The organism is Paenibacillus whitsoniae (assembly GCF_003955665.1).
Lineage (GTDB): Bacteria > Bacillota > Bacilli > Paenibacillales > NBRC-103111 > Paenibacillus_E > Paenibacillus_E whitsoniae.
Genome location: NZ_RXHU01000082.1, coordinates 106,654 through 129,810 on the forward strand (window position 1 = coordinate 106,654; position 23,157 = coordinate 129,810).

At 48.4% G+C, this 23,157-nt stretch carries 34 protein-coding genes; all 34 read right to left on the reverse strand.

Annotated elements, in window-relative coordinates; translation table 11 throughout:
- Nucleotide 1: 1 nt before the first annotated feature.
- The 34 genes from EJQ19_RS24965 to EJQ19_RS25125 all read right to left on the reverse strand — a co-directional run bounded on the left by EJQ19_RS24965 (nt 2) and on the right by EJQ19_RS25125 (nt 23,153).
- Nucleotides 2-298 (reverse strand): hypothetical protein, encoded by a 297-nt coding sequence (locus EJQ19_RS24965; protein WP_126143952.1) that lies wholly within the window; start codon nt 296-298, stop codon nt 2-4.
- Nucleotides 299-365: 67 nt separating this feature from the next.
- Nucleotides 366-509, reverse strand: coding sequence for a CD1375 family protein (locus EJQ19_RS24970; RefSeq protein WP_164716712.1), 144 nt, complete (start codon nt 507-509; stop codon nt 366-368).
- 46 nt (nt 510-555) lie between these two features.
- Entirely contained in the window at nt 556-666 is a 111-nt protein-coding gene (locus EJQ19_RS32925; protein WP_277600984.1) for a CD1375 family protein, read from the reverse strand.
- 1 nt (nt 667) lies between these two features.
- Nucleotides 668-1,129: a hypothetical protein gene (locus EJQ19_RS24975; RefSeq protein ID WP_126143953.1), complete on the reverse strand. Its 462-nt coding sequence runs from the start codon at nt 1,127-1,129 to the stop codon at nt 668-670.
- Between the two features lie 16 nt (nt 1,130-1,145).
- The gene (locus EJQ19_RS24980) at nt 1,146-2,495 is read right to left on the reverse strand and encodes a hypothetical protein (protein WP_126143954.1); all 1,350 of its coding nucleotides are present in this window, start codon (nt 2,493-2,495) and stop codon (nt 1,146-1,148) included.
- Between the two features lie 13 nt (nt 2,496-2,508).
- Complete coding sequence (locus EJQ19_RS24985; protein ID WP_126143955.1) at nt 2,509-3,063, reverse strand: YmfQ family protein; 555 nt, start codon at nt 3,061-3,063, stop codon at nt 2,509-2,511.
- Nucleotides 3,060-4,103 (reverse strand): baseplate J/gp47 family protein, encoded by a 1,044-nt coding sequence (locus tag EJQ19_RS24990; protein ID WP_241243079.1) that lies wholly within the window; start codon nt 4,101-4,103, stop codon nt 3,060-3,062. The genes EJQ19_RS24985 and EJQ19_RS24990 overlap by 4 nt, the downstream gene beginning before the upstream one ends.
- Nucleotides 4,096-4,521: a DUF2634 domain-containing protein gene (locus EJQ19_RS24995; protein WP_126143956.1), complete on the reverse strand. Its 426-nt coding sequence runs from the start codon at nt 4,519-4,521 to the stop codon at nt 4,096-4,098. Before EJQ19_RS24995 ends, EJQ19_RS24990 begins: the two co-directional genes overlap by 8 nt.
- Complete coding sequence (locus EJQ19_RS25000; RefSeq protein ID WP_126143957.1) at nt 4,521-4,793, reverse strand: hypothetical protein; 273 nt, start codon at nt 4,791-4,793, stop codon at nt 4,521-4,523. The genes EJQ19_RS24995 and EJQ19_RS25000 overlap by 1 nt, the downstream gene beginning before the upstream one ends.
- Nucleotides 4,794-4,806: 13 nt before the next feature.
- Nucleotides 4,807-5,847 carry an XkdQ/YqbQ family protein gene (locus tag EJQ19_RS25005; RefSeq protein ID WP_126143958.1) on the reverse strand — a complete coding sequence of 347 codons (1,041 nt, stop codon included), beginning with the start codon at nt 5,845-5,847 and terminating at the stop codon, nt 4,807-4,809.
- A complete protein-coding gene (locus EJQ19_RS25010) occupies nt 5,844-6,491 on the reverse strand; it encodes a LysM peptidoglycan-binding domain-containing protein (RefSeq protein WP_126143959.1) in 648 nt (215 codons plus the stop codon). Before EJQ19_RS25010 ends, EJQ19_RS25005 begins: the two co-directional genes overlap by 4 nt.
- A complete protein-coding gene (locus tag EJQ19_RS25015; protein ID WP_126143960.1) occupies nt 6,492-8,261 on the reverse strand; it encodes a hypothetical protein in 1,770 nt (589 codons plus the stop codon). It abuts the gene before it with no gap.
- Between the two features lie 197 nt (nt 8,262-8,458).
- Complete coding sequence (locus EJQ19_RS25020) at nt 8,459-8,857, reverse strand: phage tail assembly chaperone (protein WP_126143961.1); 399 nt, start codon at nt 8,855-8,857, stop codon at nt 8,459-8,461.
- 14 nt (nt 8,858-8,871) lie between these two features.
- Nucleotides 8,872-9,306: a phage tail tube protein gene (locus tag EJQ19_RS25025; RefSeq protein WP_206438485.1), complete on the reverse strand. Its 435-nt coding sequence runs from the start codon at nt 9,304-9,306 to the stop codon at nt 8,872-8,874.
- Nucleotides 9,307-9,322: 16 nt separating this feature from the next.
- Nucleotides 9,323-10,384 carry a phage tail sheath subtilisin-like domain-containing protein gene (locus tag EJQ19_RS25030; protein ID WP_126143962.1) on the reverse strand — a complete coding sequence of 354 codons (1,062 nt, stop codon included), beginning with the start codon at nt 10,382-10,384 and terminating at the stop codon, nt 9,323-9,325.
- Between the two features lie 2 nt (nt 10,385-10,386).
- Nucleotides 10,387-10,827 (reverse strand): phage tail terminator family protein, encoded by a 441-nt coding sequence (locus tag EJQ19_RS25035; RefSeq protein WP_126143963.1) that lies wholly within the window; start codon nt 10,825-10,827, stop codon nt 10,387-10,389.
- On the reverse strand, nt 10,814-11,287 hold the full coding sequence (locus EJQ19_RS25040) for a hypothetical protein (protein ID WP_126143964.1): 474 nt from the start codon (nt 11,285-11,287) through the stop codon (nt 10,814-10,816). The genes EJQ19_RS25035 and EJQ19_RS25040 overlap by 14 nt, the downstream gene beginning before the upstream one ends.
- Complete coding sequence (locus EJQ19_RS25045) at nt 11,284-11,895, reverse strand: head-tail adaptor protein (RefSeq protein WP_126143965.1); 612 nt, start codon at nt 11,893-11,895, stop codon at nt 11,284-11,286. The genes EJQ19_RS25040 and EJQ19_RS25045 overlap by 4 nt, the downstream gene beginning before the upstream one ends.
- Nucleotides 11,882-12,169 carry a hypothetical protein gene (locus EJQ19_RS25050; RefSeq protein WP_206438486.1) on the reverse strand — a complete coding sequence of 96 codons (288 nt, stop codon included), beginning with the start codon at nt 12,167-12,169 and terminating at the stop codon, nt 11,882-11,884. The genes EJQ19_RS25045 and EJQ19_RS25050 overlap by 14 nt, the downstream gene beginning before the upstream one ends.
- Before the next feature lie 3 nt (nt 12,170-12,172).
- A complete protein-coding gene (locus tag EJQ19_RS25055) occupies nt 12,173-12,772 on the reverse strand; it encodes a hypothetical protein (RefSeq protein ID WP_126143966.1) in 600 nt (199 codons plus the stop codon).
- 66 nt (nt 12,773-12,838) lie between these two features.
- A complete protein-coding gene (locus tag EJQ19_RS25060; RefSeq protein ID WP_126143967.1) occupies nt 12,839-14,053 on the reverse strand; it encodes a phage major capsid protein in 1,215 nt (404 codons plus the stop codon).
- A gap of 12 nt (nt 14,054-14,065) precedes the next feature.
- Entirely contained in the window at nt 14,066-14,680 is a 615-nt protein-coding gene (locus EJQ19_RS25065; RefSeq protein WP_164716713.1) for an HK97 family phage prohead protease, read from the reverse strand.
- Nucleotides 14,670-15,872: a phage portal protein gene (locus EJQ19_RS25070; protein WP_206438487.1), complete on the reverse strand. Its 1,203-nt coding sequence runs from the start codon at nt 15,870-15,872 to the stop codon at nt 14,670-14,672. The genes EJQ19_RS25065 and EJQ19_RS25070 overlap by 11 nt, the downstream gene beginning before the upstream one ends.
- Before the next feature lie 13 nt (nt 15,873-15,885).
- Nucleotides 15,886-17,625: a terminase large subunit gene (locus EJQ19_RS25075; protein ID WP_126143969.1), complete on the reverse strand. Its 1,740-nt coding sequence runs from the start codon at nt 17,623-17,625 to the stop codon at nt 15,886-15,888.
- Nucleotides 17,622-17,984 (reverse strand): P27 family phage terminase small subunit, encoded by a 363-nt coding sequence (locus EJQ19_RS25080; RefSeq protein ID WP_126143970.1) that lies wholly within the window; start codon nt 17,982-17,984, stop codon nt 17,622-17,624. Before EJQ19_RS25080 ends, EJQ19_RS25075 begins: the two co-directional genes overlap by 4 nt.
- 123 nt (nt 17,985-18,107) lie before the next feature.
- Complete coding sequence (locus EJQ19_RS33110; protein WP_126143971.1) at nt 18,108-18,404, reverse strand: HNH endonuclease; 297 nt, start codon at nt 18,402-18,404, stop codon at nt 18,108-18,110.
- Nucleotides 18,405-18,650: 246 nt separating this feature from the next.
- Entirely contained in the window at nt 18,651-19,199 is a 549-nt protein-coding gene (locus EJQ19_RS25090; protein WP_126143972.1) for a tyrosine-type recombinase/integrase, read from the reverse strand.
- The gene (locus EJQ19_RS25095) at nt 19,196-19,522 is read right to left on the reverse strand and encodes a hypothetical protein (protein WP_126143973.1); all 327 of its coding nucleotides are present in this window, start codon (nt 19,520-19,522) and stop codon (nt 19,196-19,198) included. Before EJQ19_RS25095 ends, EJQ19_RS25090 begins: the two co-directional genes overlap by 4 nt.
- Nucleotides 19,523-19,599: 77 nt before the next feature.
- Complete coding sequence (locus EJQ19_RS25100; RefSeq protein WP_241243080.1) at nt 19,600-20,118, reverse strand: sigma-70 family RNA polymerase sigma factor; 519 nt, start codon at nt 20,116-20,118, stop codon at nt 19,600-19,602.
- Nucleotides 20,084-20,518, reverse strand: a complete 435-nt coding sequence (locus EJQ19_RS25105) for a hypothetical protein (protein ID WP_126143974.1) — start codon at nt 20,516-20,518, stop codon at nt 20,084-20,086. The genes EJQ19_RS25100 and EJQ19_RS25105 overlap by 35 nt, the downstream gene beginning before the upstream one ends.
- Before the next feature lie 124 nt (nt 20,519-20,642).
- A complete protein-coding gene (locus EJQ19_RS25110; protein WP_126143975.1) occupies nt 20,643-20,837 on the reverse strand; it encodes a hypothetical protein in 195 nt (64 codons plus the stop codon).
- A 25-nt stretch (nt 20,838-20,862) separates the two neighbouring features.
- Entirely contained in the window at nt 20,863-21,132 is a 270-nt protein-coding gene (locus EJQ19_RS25115; protein ID WP_126143976.1) for a hypothetical protein, read from the reverse strand.
- Nucleotides 21,133-21,174: 42 nt separating this feature from the next.
- Nucleotides 21,175-22,491, reverse strand: a complete 1,317-nt coding sequence (locus tag EJQ19_RS25120; RefSeq protein WP_126143977.1) for a radical SAM protein — start codon at nt 22,489-22,491, stop codon at nt 21,175-21,177.
- 404 nt (nt 22,492-22,895) lie between these two features.
- The gene (locus EJQ19_RS25125) at nt 22,896-23,153 is read right to left on the reverse strand and encodes a hypothetical protein (RefSeq protein WP_126143978.1); all 258 of its coding nucleotides are present in this window, start codon (nt 23,151-23,153) and stop codon (nt 22,896-22,898) included.
- Nucleotides 23,154-23,157: the final 4 nt, after the last annotated feature.

The window sequence follows — 23,157 nt, forward strand, 5'->3', positions numbered from 1 at the left end:
ATTAATCCTCCTTATCTTCCAGTCGACTTATACGGTGATGTGCCTGCTTGGCTGACTCCTCAATCCGCGTTACACGCTCCGAGAGCGCATCAATACGATTTGCCTGCGCTCGCTGCTCAAGACGAATATCGTCGACACCGCGCTTGATATACTCGGTATCAGAGCGGAGCACAGCCGCTGATTGGGCCTCCTGTTTATCGTCGTTCCGGATTTGGCGAGTGCGGCCTGACCAGCCTATGAAAATGCCGCTCAGCGCAGCGCTTGCAGCAATGATTGATGTCGCAATTGAAATTTCCACCCGGTGTCTCCTTGAATCGGATAAATTAAAAAGCCCCGCAATGTGCGAGGCTTCTTCCCGAAATATTTTAGGCTACAGGAGCTAACGGTTTTCCGTCAGTACCTAAGTCCAGCGCTGCCAGTTCAGTTTTTACATCAGGCTGTAGATTCACAGGAACTTGCGCAAAGGTTTTGTATCCCTTTACGATCAGAGTAACGTATACAGTGACCATGTAATCACCTCCTCTCAGTACAGCGATGAGCACGTCCCACAACCGCCTAAGCATTAGCGGCGGAAAGCGCGGATTCGGCATCGTAGCGGATCGACACCGGAACATCTTGCAGGGTCTTCAGACCTTTTTGCAAAAGCGTAACGTATACAGTGACCATGTTATGCAGTTCCCCCCTCAAGCTGAGCGATTCTCGCCTGCAGCTGCGTAATTAAGTCCTGCTGGCTCAGCACCAACTCATACACTTCGGCAATACCCAGGAGTGCGTCAACTCCCTCTTGTTCGCGCTGCGAGTTAGCGGCCATTTGCTGCTCATAAGCGTCTGCTACACCCAGTAACGCGGCATCGCTTGCGGCTTCAATGTCAGATATTTTAGCCTTTATTTCTTCGTTTTCTTCTCTAAGCAATTCATTTTCCGACTTCGGTGCCGGAGGCACTGCTTCAAGGGCATAATCGTTGTAGCCCAATCGTTTAACGATGTATCCCTGCGGAGGTGGAGTGATGACGATTTCTGGTAATTCTTCCATGAGGTCATACTCCGTTCCGAGAGCGTCAAACTCTTCGGTATCAGGTGACTCATGGAATCCAACGACATAACTCCCGCTGTATATAACGGCTTTCATGGGATATATCTCCTTTTTAGTATCTAGTCGTATCGCCTTTAACAGCTAAATTTCTGACGAAACAAGTTGCAGATGCCGCTAATTGTTTTGTGGCAAAAAGAAATAATGGAATATTGGCTGTGACCCCTACTATTACAGATTGGGTCACATAGGATGCGGAGGTAGTTGACATTATCGTAGCGACATTTAGTACATCAGGCATACTTGATAAGACAGTTCCTACAGGTGTAGTAGTATTAACCGTGTTAGCCGCTCTATAACCTTCTGCTAAATAAGTGCTTGATGCTAACAAAGGATTGACAGGCGCATATATTACAAGGTTGCCGAAGCCGTTTCCGTTCGAATGTATATCAGCGGAGATCGTGACCTCGCCTGTGAACAAGGGCAGAAACTTACCTACCAACAAGTATTGGTTATCACTTGTGATAGACCTTTCTGTGGCGTCTGATTGAATTACTGTACTAGCACTCGGTGTGTAATAGCCATTTCCTGACACTGGATACCACGTCCCTCCATTGTTCCATTCAAGATATTTTCCGCTTGAATGTACTCTGAGTCTGTTGTCATGCCAAAGCTCGTATGCTGCCGCTCCTGTAGACCAACCTCCAACTTTCCATTTGTTATCAGAATCAAGTCCGAATTGAGCACCGTATGCGCCTGGTCGATGGAATGACATAAAAGCAGCATCTCCAGATCCACCATTTCCTCTTACTTCCAGGGATCCGGCGGCTGTCGTTGAGGCGGCAATCGATCCCGAGGTATTCGATGTAATCAGGTTTCCTGTCAAGGTATCGCCGGTTTTCGATACTTTGCTACTAACTGTTGTACCCACCGTGTCGACGTACTGTTTCGTTGTAGCATGCAACGCTGATGTTGGGTCTCCCGGTAATGTTACAGTCCCTGTGAATGTAGGGCTCGCGACTGGAGCTCGCGACGTGTCGGTCGGGTGAATGTGGTCTGCGCGAGCATACCTTTTTGATGTTCCTACTGAAGCAACTCCGTCCATCGCAGGAGTAGACGTACTAGCCTGACCGATAACAAAACCTGTCGTAGCGATACTGGTGTCATTATCGTCTACAGACGGAGTAGGAGCCGTAGGGTTGCCGGTAAAAGCAGGACTTGCTTTTGGAGCCAATGTGCTCATATCAATAGATGCAACCTTGTCGTCAACATACTGCTTTGTAGCTGCATGCATCGCTGTTGTTGGATCGGCGGGAAGAGTGGCGCCTGTGCCAGTAAACACCGGATTATTTACTGGCGCTGCGCTATTGTCGATCGCATCGATTAGCGCCAGATTATTCGCACGAGTTACGTTATCCGTCGATTCTGGGCGCGGTAACCCAAGTTTTGGTGTTGTTGTCGCCATTTGTTCCGCCTCCTTATGTTAATCTTTCAAATTCATCCCACGTATAGTTCGCTGTATCAAGCGCACCCCACGTAAGCGCCTTGGCGTCAAGTGCGCCCCATGTCATGTACGTAAACGTAAAATCAATCGCGAGATGTGCCGGTACTATATCGCGCAACGCTGCTTCGATGTCGGCCAGATTCGCAGGTACGCCGTGAATACTCACAAATTTAACGTGAACAGTATATTCAGCGGTGTTTTGCGTAACATCAACGGTACCATTCGCGTATGCCTCAGCAACATTCTTCATTAAGTCTACCGTTACTGTCCCGCTGCCCCGGATTTTCGATTTGACCACTGATCGGCGCTGTTCGATCGGCTTGTCCATGTCCGTAACAATGCCGAAAAATCCTTCCCAGTTTGTGAGCCCCCAGGTTGCCGTGTTGACAAACATCTGATTCAACACGTCAGCGATGTCATCCTCAAATGCCTCTAATTCATCCGCCCCGGAGTCAAGCAGGCTGCCCGTGGTCGAATCAGCCGAATAGAGCGGCGATACATACCCCTTAACCTTATCTCCCATTGTCATGTCGCTGTCACCGTCCCTGGCACCGCGACTGAACCGTCCGAAATCGTAACGTTGGCCGTGCCACCGTTAACCGTGAGTGCTGTGTAATCTTGGACGCCCGCAGCCTCCAACACAATATTAGCGATGCGGACGTACCGCACAATGGGGTCGACAAAGGCAAGCTCCTTCAAATACGCTGTGAGACCGGCCAAGATGTCCGCCTGCGCTGAGACCAACGTGCCACTTGAAAGCGTTACGTCAACAGACACGTCAATAGCCACTTCCGGAGCGGCGACAACCGTAACCGTTGCACCAATCGGCTGGACGCTGTTAATATGATCGGCAGCTGCCGTCACGACGCCTGCTGCAGGCGCTCGTTTATCAGGGTCAAGAAGCCACACCTTTACAGTTCCCGGGCCGTCCCAAAGCGGCGTTACCTTGGCATCGCCTACACCGCTAACCTCTGTCGCCCACTGCTTGTAGTGCGCGGCGTTGCCGCTCGTCGCCTGGTTGCGGACGCGATCAAGTAACCTTGTAAGCAAGCTTGCGTCCGTCTCAACATCAGTCCCACCTGTTGTAACCGAGGCGTTGGTAACTGCAGACACACCGCCAATGGAAACGGGTATCACGGTAATCGTCCCGCTAGCGACGTTACCAGCTGCGCCCGCTGTCTCCGCTTCAATAGCAACTGTAGCCGTTCCGCTACTGATCGTCGCCGCTGCCGTGGTTACGAATCGCGTTCCGTTAGGTGTAGCAAAGACGCTGCCGATAGCCACAGGAGCGCCTGTCGTGCCAGTAACGGCCACTTGACCGACAGCCTTGGTTGCCGGCTTGCGTGTCACACCATGCTCGTCTGCCCTTTGGTCTAAATATCTGCCTGAGCTGGTCTGCGCAAAGCCCATCCGAAGTACGCGTTCCAATTGCGTGTAGGCGATTGCCAATTCCGTCGTAAATGCGCTGGACACGTCAAACGTAAACGTTCCCTCTTGCTTGGATATGCCCGGTGCAATCCGCGCGAGCATCGACGCAAGAAGGGCCTCCTGCTTCTTATCCTCAAACACTCACGGCCACCTCCCCATAGATCGTATTCACCATTGCTGTTATCTTGAGCAGTCCGCCTGTCTCTATGTCAAAAGACACGTTCGCTACCCCTGTAATATATGGGGATACGAGCAATGCTTCACGGACCATGCGTTCTGCTTCCGCTTGCTTCGCCCCTGAGGTGAACGAGCTGCCAATGAGTTGTTCCAGTTCCGTCCCGTAATTCCACGAATACCCCGCGTAACGGTATCTCGGAGTGGACAATGTTTTGTAAATCCAAACCTTCAAGGCTTCGGTTCTTTCGACCGTGACAGGCGCTCCATCGATCAAGATGAGCTTATTGTTATCGAAATCCCATGCCAGCTCCCGGAACACACCTAAGGTTTGCTGGGACTTAACCTCTGATGGAATATCCATAAAGGGAAAAATACCGGCCATTAAGCGCTCACCGCCTTAGATATGACGACTAGCTTGTCGTTTATATGCAAGATCACGACGGTATCGCCTGGTTGAATTGTTGGGGCTTCACTTTGTGCATCTTGCAGAATCCGTTGGTCAACCAACAGGAAAGGTGCTCCAACGACAACTTCATGCAGTTTGACCTGGAAAGGATCCGGACTCACAACTGTGCCCATGCTAAAAACCTGCGGGACAAGTTGCTTCGTCTGATCGCGAATAAATTTTACCAGCCATGCAGCGTCATTCATCATTCCCGCATTCCTCCTAATAATTATCCAGCGTTAGCGAGAAGCTTCCGCCGCTTGTACTGGATGTCGAAGACCTGAAGGCATCGGCTTCCTTTTCGTCCATGACATTCTGGAAATTCAACGTTAAGCTGATCAAGTGATTGCCGTTTTGAAACGTATGCGTGTCCGCATCAATAAAAAACAGGCCGTTCAGGCCTGTATAAGCTTCTTTAATAATGACGGCGTTTCCGGCAAGTAAGTCGTAAGTGTCCACGCCACCGATTAGCTCTACGCTGCACTCCCTACTCAAGTCCTGCATTAATGCCCTCGCCATGGTTTGCGCGTCCTTGCCTTCTTCCTTCCGGTATGTTGTTTGTAACAGCCCGTAGGTAGTCACCCATTCGGAATTGCTCAGCGTACCAAAGCGTACTCCGTTTTCACCTGTAATTTGCACACTATTAATCATATTTTCAATGTCTTCGGTGTACGTGCTGTCCGTGATGTGTTCTGTCTCTAAATTAACCCGCTTGGCGATTGTTGCTCCCTTTTCGATGACATTCAGGTTCCCTTGCTGCATGCGCGGCATGTAGATGCGACCGTTTTGCTTCCCGGCCGTCGTGTATGCCGTCATGATCGCCTCATACCCGGTCTTCTCCAGATGCGGGAAGCTCTGCGGAATGCCGGTAGCAGCAAGACTGCCGACTGCTACACCGAGCTCAGAACAAACAGAGGACGCCACATGCTCGGCTGTTACCCCATAATACATACGCGAGAATTTTGACTTGATGAGGTAAATCAGCCCATCGTAAACCGTTAACGTCAATGCGTTTCCCGTTATTGATTTCGATTTTTTAAAGACATAGCCCCGGAATAACTCAGATCCATCGTCGCCGTAGAGCAGGATCATGCTCGCCAGATCAATTACAACGCTCTCTACATTCCGGTCCGTCGCCGATGCGACCAGTTCCACTTCCATTTTTCGAGCAGCCTCTCGGTAATCTCCGCCCCACGCGACTCTTAGAAACAGGTTCGTCAAATCAGTTTCGGTTCCGGCGCGGTCAAAGTGTATAAGCTTCACAAGAGCAGCACCGTGCCTTCCGGAATCGACAGTTCGTCCTTGATGTCGTTCTTCTCGCGAATTTCATTCCATCGCGATCCGTCGCCATAAGCTTGCCTAGCAACAAACCAAAGGCTGTCTGTCTCCTTGAAGGTCCATGTTTTCGGAATATCGCGCTCCGATCCACGGACATTTCCTGTGTATTCAGCCAACAGGGCGACGGCATCCGTTGCGCCGTTGAGATCCACGGCGCGGCTTGTAAACCGATATTCCGTCAGGTCCATCGTAAAATAAATATCCTGGGGGCCGTGCTTTTGCCCCGGCGTGAAGCTTTCGATCACCATGGACTCATTGATCTTAAAACTATCGCCCACGATCAGCAACCGAATCGGCTTGCTGGATTCTCGCCATCTTGCAATCATATCGATGCACGCTGAAGGCGAGGGGAAACCCGAATATTGGGCAACCCCATCATCAGCAATTGGAAAATACGTTTGAAGCGAAATCGACTTCAGCTTACGCTTTCCAATGAGCAGAATCTCGCCCAACTCGTGAATATTGACAACGGTGGTCACGGTTCCCGTCTTGATCTCAAATTCCTTCGGCGGTACTGGCAATCGGAGTTTTTCGGCGCCGTTATTGAAACTCAACCAAAATTCAATCATTTACCCCACCTCCGGTGCCATGTTGTATCCAGAACCCTCTAATGCCGTTCGAATGATGCGCAGGACGTTGTTCCGCTCATCGTGTGATGAGTTGTTGAAGTGTAGATTAATTGGGACTTGCGTCCCGCCTCCTACCTGCTGTCTGGACTCCTGCGCAGTCAAAACTCGTTCTCCTTGGTGTAGCAGCATCGGGTAGTTGTCGTATGGAACACTTCGCATGCCGATAGCTTTTTTCTCGGGGCCTGCAAATCCAAAAATCCCCTTAATCATTTGCTTTGTCCAAGCAGCCGCTTGCTTTACAACTTCTTGCTGTTGCTCGTCTGTGCGCATGATACCCGAGCTTATCAAGGAATCTTCCGCTTTTTCGCGGTAGCCCTTGGCTACTATTTCACCAGCAACAATTGCTTTGGCCGGCAGCGGACCAGGTGTAGCCGCCCCTGCGGCTAGCCCGGAGAGTAGCGGATAATCTTTGATTGCTTCTTTGAAGCCTTCAACCATCATAGAACCAAGTTCCTTGCCGATGGTCTGGCCAATGTCAACGAGTTTCTTTCTTCCCTCGCTCTCATACCATCCGTCCCAAGCGCCCTTGATTTCTTCGAACACAAACTTGATTTTAGCCTCTGTCGTAGGAAGGTTCTTGAATTTTGGATTTTCTAAGAAATGAGTATCGAAATAGGCCACGGCCTTGTTAACCCCGTTTGCGACGCTGTTCGCTAGACTTTCCATCAGCTTTGATCCCGCTGCGAATAGCTTGTTAGCACCGCCGCCTGACAGGGCATCTGACCATTTTTGAAGCTGCGGCTTTAACGTTGCGAGCGTTTTAACGCCCATGTCCGTGATCCCGCTTTTCATCGTGCCGGTAATCGTACTCCACATGCCTGCTGCTGATTTCGAGAGTTTATCCGATCCGCCCTTGAAGATTTCCGTAAGCGCAATCCCAGAGTCGTTTTTGATGTTCTCCATCTTCCCGCCTGCAGCTTGAATTTGGGCCTGAGAAATCTTGAAACCGAACTCCTTCATCCGCTCAGTTTCGCCCGTTTTCAAGTCAGCAATAGCTTCCATTGCATCGCTAATGGTTTTGCCTGGCGTCAGTGCTGCCATATCCTCGGAGAGCCGTAAAATGTTCATCGCCTGCTTGGTGTCACCGGAAGCAATTCCGATTGCCCTCGTTCCTGCAGCCAGTACGTCGCCAGTTTCGAATGGTGTCAGATCAGCGTTCTTACGCAAGTCTTGAAGATACTTGTCCGACGTTGCTTTGACTTGAGCACTGGTCATTTTTTTGTTGTTTACGCCAATAAAATGCTCCATGCTAATTTGCTGACGCTCCAAATCCGCCGCACCTTTGAGTGAGGCAACGCCTACACCCGTTGCGGCAGCAGCACCAGCAACTGCTACGCCCGCTCCAACCGTTGCTCCGCCAAGTAGGGCTTTCGTGGTTAAATCTCTGGCTTTAATCGTGATGTAGTGAGGAGCGCTGGTTAGCTTGTTAATGGCTGCAGCGATAGTTTTATGCTGTTCGAAAAATCGCTCTGTTTTGGCTGTCAGCGTGATCGATTTATTCTTTATCTTCAGCAACGCCTTTTCGAAACTGGACAAATCTGTTCGAGCCTTTTGTGCATCAAGCCTGATCTTCTGCTCCCGCTTAAAAGCCGCGTCCATAGCTTTCTTAGTCTTTTCAACATCCTCGCGAAAAGTAGATGTCTTCTTAGCAGCCTGCTTCATGATGTTGGAGTAATTATCCTTCAGGCTAATAACAGCGGTAAGCTTCACGTTTTTTTCACCTCCTCACATCAAAGGCAAAACGGGTAGTACACCTAGCTTACCTACCCGTTCTCGCTCCTCCAACTCATATTCAAAAAACGCCCGAACGAGTAATTTCTCTCCGGGCGTCATATTATACACTTCTTTTGGTCGGAGGCCTTTGCGGCTCCAACAATAATACAGAAAGGCAAACTCGCCGTCCGACCTTATACGTTTTTTAATTCGGTGACTGCATCATCCCCGTAACCGGATAATGACATGATCTTATTGTAAACTTGCAGAATCTCGCCAGGTTGCAGCAACTTCGTCACTAACTCTTTTGGTGTGATAACACCGTATTTTTCAAGTAACTTGGCATCTTTCAGATTCGGAGACTTCACACCAGCAAGCATGGCAAAAATGCGTGTCTTCACAGGGTCTACATCACCATCATTGCTCGTCGCGATCCCACGAATTTCTTCCTCTTCGTCAGGTGTGAGTGCCTGAATGGAGAACAGGACCTTTCCGCCAGCCGCTTCGCTTAACCGTTTGATTTCAATATCCATAACCGGGCGTTTCAATTTGTCAGGATGGATGGACAGTAATAAATCAAGTGTATTACTCATGAATGATCCTCCTATTATTGTGGTTCGACTTTGTCTTTAACTTCCCAGTCCGTGAAGGTGAACGGACATTCCACTTCTCCATTACGGCGAAGCTCCCAGTCAATGAGGGTCAAATCATCAAAGCTTGCGTCCTTAATTAGCACGCGCTCGGCGCCTTTCGCCGCAGGATCATTCAAACTGCTCAGTATCTGGAAGCGAGGGTTTTTCCCTTGCTTGACCATGTCACTGATCTTGCTGATCATACGACTGTTGGTCTTGTATAGCCGCATGCTTCCCGTGCCTTTGTAACCCATGAATTTGCTGTCTGTCGCATACTTGCCAGCAACCGGAACGTCTTCTTTTTCAATGTTGAGCTTTGCCTGCAAGCCTTTGGCTTCGCCAACGTACTCGGATTCCAACCAAACCTCGCCAAACGTCCCGCTCATAATTTGTTCAGCAGAAATAGCCAATGGTTTTCACCTTCCTTTACAAGTAAATATCTAGCTTGATGTCTTCAATGGCATCGAGTGGTTTGGCCGAAGCTTTCAGGAAGACTTGGTCGCGTGTATTAGCTTCCTTTACTTGCTGATCACTCCAACCCGTGGTATTGGTACCGATGGATTGCAAATAGGTCCGCTGCGTAGCGGAATCAATGTCGATAACGCTTTTGCCAGGATCAAGGACGCCGTCTGCTTCGAGTTGGTCAAAATACGCGCCGATAGAAGACACCAGCAAGAGCTTATTGATGTAGCTATTGCTGTATTTCCCGATATAATTGTCCTCACACGTCCGCTTGATGTCGGAATAGATTTTGTTCAGGATGCGAACAACCTTAATCTTCTTCCAATCTACGGAGAATGTTGATAGTGTGGTAAGAGAGGTGACGCCGCGGGCAATCTTCACTTTTTCGCCGTCGTGATAAAGAATCAATTGGCCGGCATCAATTGCAGCATCAGCTTGTGCCTTTGTCATTTTGGGCACATCGGTCACATCGGAAAGCACTTGATAGGTAGGTGACACCGTGAGCGGCAATCCTGCAATGAGACCAGCAATGCGAGCGCAGAACGCTGCATTGGTATAAGTCGTAGCGCCGACCTTAATGTTGTCCGTCGTGAAATTAAACACAGCTGGATGATCAGCTGCGGTTGTAGGAAGAACGGCAGAAATCTTCATCAGTTTGGTGTCAAAAAGTCCTTTCACCCATGTTGCCATTCCAGCAACATCCGCCGTCACAATGCCGGGAACCGCAAGCACGTTCCAGAGAATGGTTTCCAAATAGTTCTGCGCATCTGTGTAGTCCTCCGCATCGGTTGGAAGAACGATCAGTTTGACTTGACTCGGTGAGCCCGACAGTGCAAGTGCCGCAAAGTCTTTATTTGTTGCCGATAAGCCGGCAGGAATGTCTGCCGTCGTAAAGAGGTCATACTCATTTACGCCTGTAGTCACAAGGCTGTCTTTCATGATTAACGCGACGATGCCGACGCCGCCTTGGGCGATAGCAGCTGCAGCGGCGCTCTTAAATGCGATGTTAATATTGGGCAAACCCATGATTATTCCTCCTTGAGATGCATTTGCTGCATCGTCTCATACGTTGGTTTCTCCCGTTGCAGTTGAGTGTGGAGCCTGATGGAGATATATAATTCATCCCCTCGCGGGCCGCCATCATACGAATCAATCAGATATACACGTCCAGTTGGCGACATCAAGTAAGGCTGTGCTGTAAAGATGCCTCTCAGTTGTTCGGCCATTTCCAATTGGTTCATCCTATCCGGAATCCCGCTTTTTAACCTCGGCGGGAAGTATACAAGCTGCCACTGGATGTTGAACTGCATGTAGGTGAAGTTAAGGTCTTCGCTCCCGCTATGCACATGTTCAATGAAAAAAGATGGCTGCTCAAAATTTGCCGGAACATCGTCAACATATACCGTTGTTACCGATGGAACTGAATTTTTAAGAAGCGCCCGAATGGCATTCAAACTATCCAGATACATCGAAGCCCGCCGCCCTTCCAGTTTCCCGTAAAAAGCTTTCGACCATCTCCGGAATATCTTGATTAGTTTTCGCAAGTGCTTTGTCCATGAAATGTGTGCCCTTTACAAAGCCATTTTCTTTCAGCCCTCGTTTCCCTCGTATCCGTTCTCCCTTTTTATTTCTTTTCCGGATAACGAGCCGATGACCGTCATTAAGCATTGAGGCATAGAACACTTTGGTCCCTGCCTCAATCGACTCTGCATGCTTACCGTCAAGAATCCATTCCTTCTTTCCGTCAAAGGACCTTCGCTTAAAGGAAGCAATAAGCTGTCCTGTTTTTTCAGGTGACTCCTCGGCACAGTGATCTAAGAATTTACGGCCAACGTCATACCGAAGATCGTCATACCGACGCTTATCACCAGCCTCTCTCGCCAACCTCCGGAATTGTTCGTCGAAGCCCTCTATACGAAAATCACTCATATCGGCCCGCTCCATTCCACTTGGATTTCAAGGTGATTGCTTCCGATCGGTTGATACGGAACAGAGCATCTATACTTTCCTGCCCCCGCAATTTCGACGAGATCTCCTCCAGAAATATCGACTCCCAAGTCAACTAAGAGTATATAGGCCTCTTCGGTAACATTCGCCGGATGCTCTTGGTCGGCTTGAATGGACTTACGAGAAAGAAGGCACTTCCCGCTTCCGACTTCGTTCCACTGGTCGCCAACTGGCGTATTGTACTCATCCTTGACGGTCTGGTATCTAAATAACGTGTACGACTGCGAAAACATGGCATTGATCGCGTCTACACGCTTGACCTTTAAAATCAGCCATATATTTCGCATTTCCACATTCTCGGCTTCAATGATTTCGTATACCTGAAATGGATCATCATTCAGTAACAATCGATCGTACTGCTTAATCTCAGGTCTGAACCAGGTTACGACCTCCGCGAAAGCGTGGCTTGCGGAAACCCCCGCTTCTGTAACCGCTGACCCACTCTTCCCCTTCCAGTTGCAGAAATCAACCTCGGCGGCCCCGCTAATACGAATGGGCGTTGTCATCTGCTGAATATTAGGACGAAACATCTGGCAAGCTCACCACCATTAATTGCGGCATCAGGCATTCAGAAAAAGCAGGCGAAAATTTAATTTCCCCGCTTGTTAAATTCCACAGATCAGTGACGCCGATTGTCAGCGTCGCAACTCCGAGTTCTGATTCCATGATTTCCTGCGTAATGCCAGCATTCAGCATGTATTGTTTCACCGCAAGCACCTTGATTCTAAGCGTAGTATCGTTAAACGATCCGCTCACGCTTAATCCTCGCTTTACCTTTTCCAGCAGTTCATCATCGGTCATCATGGCCTACACCCAAAGGTAAATGTCTACAGGGCTTCCATTCAAGGCGCTATTCAAATCAACCGTATTACTCGCCAGATCCGTCTCGCTAGTCGTGACGGTCGGCGCCGTCGACTCCTTGACATTGTTTAAGTAGGCAGCCTGCACCGTGTTATGCGGAAGTTTGTACGGAAGTCCGATCTTCTCCCCGAAGCCAATGCTTGTTGTTGCGCTTGCTGCGTCATGTGCAGGAATTGTAACCTTCGTGACCGTTTTAAATGCCTTGTTACCGCTGACCGTTCCTGCCGTATCCACCGTAAAGGCAGGCAGCGTCTCTGTGATCACTTTTCCGTCGTAATCGGTTCCTTCGATGACAACCTGAACGGCCTTAATGTTTCCCGCTGTGCCCCCTGCTGTGGCTGTAATGTTTCTTGGTGTCGGCGGATTGGTAATATCCGCGATAAGTTCATGTGAGGTGCCGTCAACCGCTACATGAACAGCATCCACGTCCGCTGCCGCCGCTTTATCGGCGTTAAGATGATACCTCACCGTATACATCCGTTCCAGCTTCCTGCCGGTAACATCACTAGGGACAGTACTTGCAATGCCTGGCTTGATTCGTTGCATATGCACTCACGTTCCTTTCTTTAATTGACAGCAGGGAGCGGTCACCCGCTCCTGCCAAGGTTATTCCTACTCTTCGAACGTCCAATATGTGAATGTTACCTTCGCGAAAAGCGGTTTACCGCCCGAGTACACCTTGCCGCGCCATACCGTTTCATCATGCGAGAACTTCTCGGATGAGTTAGACTCAATCGTGAAGGCTTCCGATTCGTTCACGATATACGTGGACAGGTCGCCATATAGCACGGAATCGGTATCCGGCATTTGCGATGTAAAGACAACCGGCATACCCGCGATCAGGTAGCTACTTTGACCAGGACCGCCCTGAACAGGGTTAATCGTCACCAATGGTTTACCCGCTGCGTCAGTCAGAGAGAAGAACCGGTTAAAGAACGTCGATCGCTTCATGACCCATGTGCCTTGATCTCCGTATGGGCTATCAATGGCCCCAAGAATCGCAGCGATTTGAGCCCAGTCCATATCCGAATAGGTTTTAGCGGCCGATGTACCGGATTTAATAGCCGTGATGATACCCTGGAACATGGAGTTCGACAAGGAACCATTCAACACATAATTTTCGAGTAGCAAACCGATGTACTTGCCAATTTCCATGGACAGAAATTGTTCAAATGCTGGAATACTGTTCTTGAGCAGCAGGTTCTTGACGGTAATCGTAGCGACAACCGCTTGCTGCTGAATCCTAACTTCCGTAATCGAGAACTTCAGATCAACCGTGCCATCCTCGTTCTCAGTTGGCGCCTCCGTCGTCCCGATTGGCAATGTTACATCACCAGTAAACCCGAACTTCGTAATTGCAGAATACACACGACCATACTGAACGATGACAGAGTAGACACGGTCGAGTGTTGTTTGAGGAACCAAATACTCGGCTCCGGACGTCACCGCTCCACCATTCATATCCGTGATGGCCCGTTTACCGAACGACATGATTTCCGCGTCAGCCTCGCTTACACGGTTATTCAAGTACGAACGATAGAAGGCATCGCGATACTTGGCAGAACTTCGATAGTTTTCCGAATTGATCTCGCCAGATTTGAAGTTCGGCAGACTGCCTCTGTGCTGTGGTTCCGGAGCGTCTGCCAGATGCTCGTTAATTTCGTCGATTCGCTCCGACATACTCCGCAATTCGTCCGTGATTCTGCCCATTTCTTCACTGGACATATCCCGGTGATTTTTCACCTTTTCTTTCAAAGCCAGGCGCTTCTGCTCCAGCTCACCTTTCTCGCGTTTGTATTCGGCCGCTTCTTTTTGCGTTAATTTCATGAGATTATCCTCCTAAAGTTGCTCAATCAAATTAATGAGCGCTTGTTTTTTGGCTTCCTCTTCGGGATCTGCTTCTGGCTCCGGTTCTTCGCCATCTGTCGTGATGATAAGCGTCTGATCGTAGGCCGGGAATGCAAGCACGCTGACTTCATAGATTTCATTGATTTTCGCAATGACATCGATTTTATTTTCCCAATCGCTTGCGATTATGGCCTTGCTGTCAAAATAGAAGGACATGCCGTCCATCAACTCGCGTTCGATGCGGTCATAGACATAATCGTCCATCCACGTGTTACCTAGCGTCGCCTCAATGAATAAACCTACCTCATCGACAACCGCCCGCATGTTTTTGCCATTACGGCCAAGCACCCAAGTGGATGAGTGATCGAGCAGTAAGACCAGCCTGGACAGATCCACGCCATCGAGCGCGTCAGATGCGACTTTTTCCTGCCAGACACTGCCCCGCCACGGTTTGCCGAGGACGCCAAATAGAATGGCATAGCCTCTAATCTTCCTCACCTGATTGCCGTCAATCTCTTCGGTGACAGCCCGAAACTGAGAGCGATCATCTCCGTAATCGATTCTTCGTTTGGTTTGGGCGGACAGCGGCGACTTCTTAGTCTCCATTGTTCTCTTCACCCCCTTCCACCGTATAGCTGCCTGGTTTCAGCGTTTGGAAATTCTTGCTCTCCATGAATTTGTCCAGTTCAGGTGGCCCTTTCGGTATGCGCAGCCTCCGGCGAATCTCATTCCTGGTCATCACGCTGCCAAAGAGCATTTCCTTAAAGAAGGTTGTTTTCGAGCTAAGCGTGCTGATTTCCAAATCGATCAATTCCGCGAGAACCTTGTTGTCGTGGGCGATCTCCGTCATGCTAAAAAGTTTATATGTCAATTCCTCCTCGATCTGATAAGCGAGAGGACGAATGGTGTTGTCAATGAACTGCTCATATTGGATCTCGCTGGCCGTATGCGTAAACACCTCACGGCTACCGCCAAAGTACGTGTACAGGTAACCGACAACGGTCTCCAGCACTTCTTTGTTAAGCGGCTGCATCTTCAGATCGAGATTATGAACATCATACTCAGCGCCGATCATCCCAAATCCCGTGGTGTTCTCGGCTGTCAGGAACAGTTCTTTAAATTCCTCCAGCTTCTTCTTTTGGTCGGTGCCCTTCAGTTGTGACTTATTGATTAGGAGCGCGGCAATCCGCTGACTGTTCTTGCTGTCTTTCACCGACTGTTCTTGTAAGGTGTTTACAATTTCCGTATACCCGCCGGTAGCCTGGCGCTGCGCCCCTCCCGTTTGCGTCGGGAACCGTTGCAGATGCAAAATATCGTCATAATAAAAAAGGCCCTGCTCTCCGCCTGCCGGAAATTTAATGACGATCTTGCCCGCATCATCCTGCAGAAATTCATGCTGCGCATAGGGGAGCGGATAGATCGCCCGTAGGTTTCCGCTGTCGTCCCAATCTGGAAACATGTAGACGTTGTTCGCAAGCAACAATCGCGTAATCACGAATGTCCAAAAAACCTGCGGCGTGTGCAGCGGGTTCGTCCGTACTTCCAATACATATTGCAGCCTGCTTTTTAACGGCAACACGTTGCCTTCGTTGTCCGCTCGTGCATGGTAGAACGGGATGCTCCCGATCTTCTCCGCGACAAAATTAATGGCCGTTCGAATTTCTGGTGTATCGTACAGATTCCGCCCGAAACTCATCAGCGGCGCTCCCCGTTGCAAACTGTCGATGATTTGCGCCGCTGTTATGCTTGTTGTCTTGTCTGGCCGAAACACATGTAAGGCTCGTTGCCAAAATCCCAAATCCTCACCTCCCTCACGGCTGATATTCTGCGAACTGGTCGGCAACCTTCAGGTATGCGACATAAGAAATCAAAAAAGAAACGTATCCATCGATACGCCCCCTGCTCTTTGCCTTGTCAGGCTGTATGCCGTTGTTTGGGTCAATTTTTGCGGCCGTGTTTGTCGTACACCAGCGAAATAATCCATTATACTCGCTATATTCAATCAGTCCATCTTCAAAGAGGGCTCTTGTTTCTTTCATGGGAACCGACAGAGATTTCGCTCCCATGGCTACAGGAAATGTGACTCCCCGTCCATTCGTATCTTCTTTCGGAAAACCATTGGCTTCCATATCATCCGCCCAGTCTCCACCATGCCAACGATCCCAGCCGATCTTCCAAAAAGTTACTTGATAAGTCTCAGCCAGTTCAACGTACCATTCCGTGACCTCTGATTTGCGAACCATACTGCCCTCGCAAATCTTCAGAAGCTCTTTGTTCAATGGATCTTTGGCATTGGTATTACAGAAACTCTCATATGCCATTTTGTCAGCCTGGCTGTTCTTCTCAATCCGTTGACTGGCAATAAAATACTTTTGGAAAATCCTCAACTTCCCTCCGACAGGTACAAGTGCTGTCGCGCAGCACAAGTCCGTTGTTTCTGCCATGTCGACACCGCCGACAGCGTACTTGTCTTGGATCATATCAATTGACATTTCAATCGCGCATTCATCCACGACTGCAAGGTCAAAATAGATGACGCTCAAGCTGCTAGCGCGATTCAAATGTTTGGCCAAAAACGACGGCATTTGCGCTGGATCTTCGAGCGCCTTCTGATATTCGCCTTCAAGGTAGCTCATTGTCGGATGACTGCCGAGTCCGGGATTTGCCTTAATCCAGCACGATCTATCCTTCGGATCATCGTCAGCATCAATACGGAAGATCATCGGGAAGAGGCGTTCTTTACTCTCGCCTGACAACACTTTCGTGCAGCGGTCCAGGATAGAATCAAATATCCCTTCGCGAACAAAGCCGAACGTCGAAATGATAACGCCCAGCGGCTGCGTACGCGCCCCGACAGCTGATGAGAACACATCATAGGTGTTCCGCTGCGTAATGGCATGACATTCGTCAATAACATACGCATGCGGATTGAGTCCATCCTGAGAATTGCTGTTTTTGCTTCCTGCCTTCATGTAACTGTCCGTCGGCAGAAACACCAGCTTCTCCGCATTGTCCTTGTCCCGCTTCGTGCGCCAATACTTGCGCGGGCGTTTTTCCGGCGTCAGCACATCTGATGACATTAGCAGAGCCTTGGCATTGTCGTACACGATGCCCGCTTGTGACTTGATCGTAGCTAAGCACCATACTTGCGCAGCCGGTTCACCGTCGGCCATTAGCAGGAACAAGGCGATGGCCGAGATGAAGAATGACTTCCCCCACTTCCGCGCGACGAACAGCACCATCTCACGGAAGTATCGCACTTCCATTTCCAACTCGGTGTCATAAATTTTGAAGCCAAATATGCAGGCAACGATGTACTTCTGCTCAATCGTTAGTTCGAATGACTGGCCCGCCCAGCGCCCTTCACGGTGCTTCAGCAATTTACAAAAATCAATGAACGCTTCTACATCCGTCGGATCGTATCGAACCTTCTTGTTTCTCAGCAGCTTCTCGATTAACTTTTTGAGATCCTTAATATCTTTGCCGTGCTTGCTCGGCTCCCGCTCCACATATTCATGCCAGTCGGAAATGTATTCAGGGACATATGTCATTTACGCCCCATGATAACCTGAAAAGCATCCTGTCCTTCCGGTTTTGGAACGCCGCCCGGAATAAGATCTGTCAATTGCTTGCAAGCAGCCGCATAGTTCTTCATGGTAGTATTATAAATTTCAACCGCAGGCCGCTTCCGCTCATATGTCATTTCTCCCTGTGTAAACATCTCGACGGTGCCTTTCCAGTTGATGTCCTCTTCCAGCTCTTTGAGCGTGATCGCCATGAACGCAGCCCGTTCAATCATTCCTTCCGCAGCCTGCAACTTCTCTTTCGGCAACTCTTTGAGAAGTCGTTTCAAGCGATTAAATTCCCGCTTTATCCGCTCCTCTCTCGTCGGGCCGACCGCGATCGCCATAGTTATCACCTTCTCGTCGATTTTCCCAAGCGATTGGGATTTTAGGGGGAGGGGGGCTATGCAAACAGCCCGCGAGTAAAAATGCAACTCCCCCCTACGGTACCCAAGGCCCCAAACCCCTTTTTAACCCCGGGGGGGCCTCTTTTTTGGTATAAAAAGGAAATTCTGAAGTCCAATGCTTCTTTCGTGCTTATGATTGTGACAATCCGTGCACAGGTACTGCAAATTGGCGGGATCATAGGCTATATGCCAGTCATGCTTGTTCTGATCGGTCAATTCGATGATGTGATCCACGTCTTTCCCCGCCTTAACCGTCCCTTTTTGCCAGCACAACTCACACAAACCATTAGCCCTGCTGATAACAAACTGCCTTGCAGGCTCCCATTCAGGTGATGCGTAAATCTCAGGATGACGTGCCATAATCCCCTTTTTCACACCTTTTTACGTCACTGGGACATTTATTGACCAACCATATTTTTATCCACAGGTGTGGACAAGTGCCACAAACCCAGTCACAGCAAGGCCTGAAAGCCTCTTTTTTGGGGTCATTTGAGTTAATCATATTGGTCATTCTGGGTAATTCATTCTTCTGCTTCAAACCCTTGATACATCTAGGTTTTCTCATGATCCCTTAATCGAGTTACACCTATCTGTAATATGATTAACTCACGATGATTTGTAGCGTTTTAGGAGGCTATCTAGTGAATCCTGCTCAATGCCGATATACCGCAAAGTAATCTTGGGTGAAGAGTGGCCGAAAAATTGCTGAAGCATCCCAACATCCTTGTCAGACAGATGATAGAACGTATATCCAAATGTCTTACGCAGTGAGTGGCACCCAATTCCTTGGAGGGAAAACTCTCGTGCCACCTCTCTAATTATTTTGTAAGCCATATTCCTGCCAATCGGCTTGTTGTAACCTTCTCTGCTTCTGATAAGATACTCGTGCTGCTGCATCCCAGAAACGTACTCTTTAATTTCCTTCCGCAGCTCTTTGGTAATTAGAATCCTTTTATTCTTTCCGGTCTTCTTCTCCTTGACTTCGATATGTGATCCAACCACATCGCGAACGCGAAGCTTAAGAATGTCGCAAATTCGAAGTCCCGTATCAACGCCTAATAAGAACATCATGAAATTTCGCTTGTTGTTCTCTTTTAGGAAGGCTTTGATGTCGGCCACAACTTCTGGGTCTTTAATGGGATGGACATAATTCACGGTGGCATCACTCCAATGCCCGAGATCGTATCAAGGTTAATCCGATCGTTGTGCTTTAAGGCCCATTTCATTCCGGCTGGCAGATTGGCCGTTGTCCGGCCATAGCACGTAACCAGAATTAAATGTTGCTCTTCCAACCGGCATGCAAACCAGACGCCATCAATGTTTATTAGCCCTCTTTCAATCGCCCCATAATTACCGCCCAGTATCTGTTCCTTGCACCAATCCAGCACATCGGAAAATGATTTTTTCCCGACTCGCTCGCGGTATCGTTCATACGCATGTGTTTTTAAATCAACTTCGTAGTTACTATACTGATTCATAACTCCTTCCCTCCAAGTTTCGTTTTGTTCATTCACCTATAGGTGGCAATCGTACGACAAATTTCGACAAAAAAAGCCTATTCCCATATAAGGAAGAGGCTGTTTTGCAGATCTTCTGAAACTTTTTTTTGAGCCCTCTCGACGTAAGTTTGAACACTACTTTTCGCAATATTCAGTAACTTTGCAATATCGCTATAAGATAGGCAGTGTCCATGAGCCAGAACATAACATTCTCGCTCCTGCTCACTTAATCTGGAGAGAGCATCCTTTATCTGATAACGTTGATGATCCGTTAATGTTGATGGGCTAGCTGCCGTCGTATTGCTGACAAATGACTGCATTCGGAGTGGATCTAAAAGCTTATAGCGCTGATACCCGGCACGACGTTCAATCCCCCTTTTGTTTCCAGGACGACGACCGGTGTGCATCCATTCAATGGCATAGACAACGTCCGACATCATTTCCTTTATCGTGATAAGCTCCGCTTCATCATTGGCTTGTTCAGCACGCTCTTTTGCCTGCTGGAGAATCCGGTGTGTCTTCCGATAACTCCGCTTTAAATCATGAATGCTTTCTAGCCAGTTTCCGTTTTCCACGTTTCTTATGCACCTCTTTTTCCAACGCCATTAGCGCAAAGTTGAGCTGCAGCTTTGTCAAACCAAATTCCTTTGCTAGTTGTGATCGTGGCAAGCCTTTTCTAGCTTTGAGAAGCCTTTTATCATCTGTTGATAGCTCAACAAACCAATCAGCATCCTCTTCTCTCAATTCCCGAATTCCCCTCCGAGATGAGATGATTTCATACGGCAATCCTTGTGCTTCATACACCGAGTACCTTCTGCTTCCAGTTCTGGTAATAGCTCCGTAATCTATGAGCAGCTTAAACGTTTGCTTTACCTTTACTAAGTCCAATTTCAGATAGCAGGCCGTTTCACGAGGTGGCCCTGGTTGCACTTTGAGCCTTTCATACACCAACGATTCCAGGCGAGTCAATTTCACTTGTTCGTCCCTCATTTCAACCTGAAGATGCTTCGGTAGATCGATTTCAAAAATTCTACAAAAATGAACCATAAGATAACGAATTGCATGCGTTCAGCCCTTTCATGTATTTCAATATTCATTCCTATTCTCTAGATGGCGCCACAGCAGCTAGAGCACTTAAAGCTTGAGACTTAGCCAACAAAAGCATGGCAGCGTTGTCGTATCCTTCTCGATGATGGAGATTTCCTATCTTCAACGATAACTGATGATTTATGTCCTTGACGTGCTCGACAAGAGCTTCGCAAACATCATCCCTTGTATAATTCCGTTTATCCACGTTGTCACCTCATGTCCTTGTTTATTCAACCTGCGTTCGCAAGATATTTCTGCAATCTTGTGATAGCTTTATCAAACCGGCTTAATGGTGGATTATTGTCTAAGTCAATCTGATCTTCGTACAAAAATGAGGAATGGAGCGTCTTATTCGGGCAAACCTCCACCTCTAACCAATTCACGTGAGCTTCGTAACGGATGAAAACCACTTTTTCCGTTTTAGCGGTAATTTCAGCAGCGAGTCGCATAATCTGTGCTATTTTATCCAATTGCATTTCTGCTTTTTGGTGTTTGTTCATCTTGTCGTACCCTCCCATGTATTTGATTATTCAACCTGTCCGTCAGAACAGCGAGAGCTGATGCTCCTCTGTCTCTTGCTGCAGTAGCTTTTCTTCAGCTTGCTTCTTCCGCAGGTGATATCTTGTGAAATCGTGAAATGCTTGTTTCTTATAAAGCCCTGTTACCACCCAATCTCGAAATGGCCGGCAATGAAACGACTGGGGTTTCCCTGATCCGTCTACTCCGGCTTTTCCGGTTAAGTCGCGGAATAGCATCGGGTAGGGCCGGCTGCGGAATTCCTTTAGTATTTCGATCCTTGCGATGTCCTCGTCTTCCGTGGTATTGAAGCCGATAAGGACGTAGAACATAAGATGATACGGCTCAATTCCATATTCTTGCATTAGTCTGATTTTCCGAGGAACGAGCTTCATCATGTTGTAAGTGATAGTCATTACAGTTTCAAGTTCTCCTGTAAGCCTGTTCTCAGCTTGTTTTGCGATCATTGATATGTCGCCATGAATGTTTTCGTATCGGGTATCCAGTAAAAGCCGCATGCCCTTCGGAGAATTGAACTCCGGACCGTTATCGATGAAGTAGAACCCATCCTTGTCGAGATCGAGGTCAAGTGCATTCAGGCTGTTGTGGGATGCTGTTTCCAAGACAATTCCCTTACGCCTAACAAGCAAATCGAAAGCGAACTTCAATTCTTTGTCCGACCCATTAAAGCTGCGGTAATTGACACAGCCTAACGCCTCCGCAACCTTTGGTGTAACAAGTGTGATGTCATTTGCTTGATCCCAATGGATAGATAATCCGCGGGCCTTAATCTCAGCCACATCCGCCCAAAAGTCATCATGTGCAATGCTGTTGTTGTTCATCAGCACGATGTGCTTTGACTTTGGATTGACGATCTTCGTGATTGGCGTATCAGCGTATTCGATAGCCCCCTCTTTCTTGCTCACCAGACAAAACGAGCAGTTCACAGAGCAGCCACGTGTTGTGAATCCAATTCCATAATCGATGTCGTACATCTCGTAAAGCCATTTAGGATCGTCAAAATCCTGAATTTCCTTCGGGAGCTTAGTTATGACATATGGCTTTTTGGAGTAATCGTCCCATCCTGATCCGCCTATAAAGACTTCTTTTGCCATTGCTTGGTACAGCGGCATCTGACGCAATATTGCGGGCTTGGTACTGGTGAAGATCGTGGAAATATACAATTTGTCGACCTTCTGTCCCTTCCACGGATAAATCACTTCATCTCCAGCAACCTTGTGATAACCGTAAATCTTCCCACAAGCCACATTGGGGTACTTCCTTTTGATGCCGCGATTATCGGCTTTCATCTCCGAATCGATGTCCAGAATTCCGATCCGCATTTCGCACCCCCAAGTTCTTCGTTATTCAACCTGTCCATTAAAACTCGAACATCCGATACTCTTTGCCTATACGGTCGAGATGGTTGCAATACTTGTGAGCCTTAGCTAATGAGTGGAATCTTTTTGATTTAACAAAGTATCCAGATCCACGTTTTTTCTTTCGGTCAATGTACACCTTTATCACATTCGGTCACCCCAAGTCATTGATTATTCAAACAGTCCGTTGCTTCTTTTCCTTTTCTTCCTTCCGAATGCGGTCGCGATCACGTTCAAATTCATTGAAGCACCGTATATGCCATCTTTGACCGTAATCGGTGTAATGGTTACGGTTCTTATCAACCTTCTTATGGCAATGGGGGCATTCTTCAAGGTTTGGCATTTTAACCCTCCAAGTCCTTTAATATTCATTTTGTTACCTGGCGTCTAGACACCCAAGCGAATGCACTGCCCTTGCTAGTCTCTTCCCTTATGTATGCCGTGCCTTTTGTCGCCCAAGGGTTCTCGGTAACAACGAGTACGCCGTATTTCGTTTTCACATATCCTTCTTCCAGTAACGGTGAACCAGGATACACGTAAAGCATCATCTTCGAAATATCCCGTTTCCGTTGCTCAATGATTGTCTTCAACACCGACTCGATAATTTTTACTGCCTTATCACTCATAGGC

What these genes read in the sequence shown, in the direction of transcription:
- EJQ19_RS25095 (WP_126143973.1), bottom strand. Translation starts at nt 19,522, where the DNA reads ATGAATCAGTATAGTAACTACGAAGTTGATTTAAAAACACATGCGTAT.
- EJQ19_RS24975 (WP_126143953.1), bottom strand. Translation starts at nt 1,129, where the DNA reads ATGAAAGCCGTTATATACAGCGGGAGTTATGTCGTTGGATTCCATGAG.
- EJQ19_RS24980 (WP_126143954.1), bottom strand. Translation starts at nt 2,495, where the DNA reads ATGGCGACAACAACACCAAAACTTGGGTTACCGCGCCCAGAATCGACG.
- EJQ19_RS25115 (WP_126143976.1), bottom strand. Translation starts at nt 21,132, where the DNA reads ATGAACAAACACCAAAAAGCAGAAATGCAATTGGATAAAATAGCACAG.
- EJQ19_RS24970 (WP_164716712.1), bottom strand. Translation starts at nt 509, where the DNA reads ATGGTCACTGTATACGTTACTCTGATCGTAAAGGGATACAAAACCTTT.
- EJQ19_RS24995 (WP_126143956.1), bottom strand. Translation starts at nt 4,521, where the DNA reads ATGGCCGGTATTTTTCCCTTTATGGATATTCCATCAGAGGTTAAGTCC.
- EJQ19_RS25000 (WP_126143957.1), bottom strand. Translation starts at nt 4,793, where the DNA reads ATGATGAATGACGCTGCATGGCTGGTAAAATTTATTCGCGATCAGACG.
- EJQ19_RS33110 (WP_126143971.1), bottom strand. Translation starts at nt 18,404, where the DNA reads ATGGCACGTCATCCTGAGATTTACGCATCACCTGAATGGGAGCCTGCA.
- EJQ19_RS25010 (WP_126143959.1), bottom strand. Translation starts at nt 6,491, where the DNA reads ATGATTGAATTTTGGTTGAGTTTCAATAACGGCGCCGAAAAACTCCGA.
- EJQ19_RS25120 (WP_126143977.1), bottom strand. Translation starts at nt 22,491, where the DNA reads ATGCGGATCGGAATTCTGGACATCGATTCGGAGATGAAAGCCGATAAT.
- EJQ19_RS25035 (WP_126143963.1), bottom strand. Translation starts at nt 10,827, where the DNA reads ATGTATCTGGATAGTTTGAATGCCATTCGGGCGCTTCTTAAAAATTCA.
- EJQ19_RS25045 (WP_126143965.1), bottom strand. Translation starts at nt 11,895, where the DNA reads ATGTTTCGTCCTAATATTCAGCAGATGACAACGCCCATTCGTATTAGC.
- EJQ19_RS25060 (WP_126143967.1), bottom strand. Translation starts at nt 14,053, where the DNA reads ATGAAATTAACGCAAAAAGAAGCGGCCGAATACAAACGCGAGAAAGGT.
- EJQ19_RS25065 (WP_164716713.1), bottom strand. Translation starts at nt 14,680, where the DNA reads ATGGAGACTAAGAAGTCGCCGCTGTCCGCCCAAACCAAACGAAGAATC.
- EJQ19_RS25040 (WP_126143964.1), bottom strand. Translation starts at nt 11,287, where the DNA reads ATGAGTGATTTTCGTATAGAGGGCTTCGACGAACAATTCCGGAGGTTG.
- EJQ19_RS24985 (WP_126143955.1), bottom strand. Translation starts at nt 3,063, where the DNA reads ATGACAATGGGAGATAAGGTTAAGGGGTATGTATCGCCGCTCTATTCG.
- EJQ19_RS25055 (WP_126143966.1), bottom strand. Translation starts at nt 12,772, where the DNA reads ATGCAACGAATCAAGCCAGGCATTGCAAGTACTGTCCCTAGTGATGTT.
- EJQ19_RS25125 (WP_126143978.1), bottom strand. Translation starts at nt 23,153, where the DNA reads ATGAGTGATAAGGCAGTAAAAATTATCGAGTCGGTGTTGAAGACAATC.
- EJQ19_RS25020 (WP_126143961.1), bottom strand. Translation starts at nt 8,857, where the DNA reads ATGAGTAATACACTTGATTTATTACTGTCCATCCATCCTGACAAATTG.
- EJQ19_RS32925 (WP_277600984.1), bottom strand. Translation starts at nt 666, where the DNA reads ATGGTCACTGTATACGTTACGCTTTTGCAAAAAGGTCTGAAGACCCTG.
- EJQ19_RS25075 (WP_126143969.1), bottom strand. Translation starts at nt 17,625, where the DNA reads ATGACATATGTCCCTGAATACATTTCCGACTGGCATGAATATGTGGAG.
- EJQ19_RS25030 (WP_126143962.1), bottom strand. Translation starts at nt 10,384, where the DNA reads ATGGGTTTGCCCAATATTAACATCGCATTTAAGAGCGCCGCTGCAGCT.
- EJQ19_RS25050 (WP_206438486.1), bottom strand. Translation starts at nt 12,169, where the DNA reads ATGATGACCGATGATGAACTGCTGGAAAAGGTAAAGCGAGGATTAAGC.
- EJQ19_RS25080 (WP_126143970.1), bottom strand. Translation starts at nt 17,984, where the DNA reads ATGGCGATCGCGGTCGGCCCGACGAGAGAGGAGCGGATAAAGCGGGAA.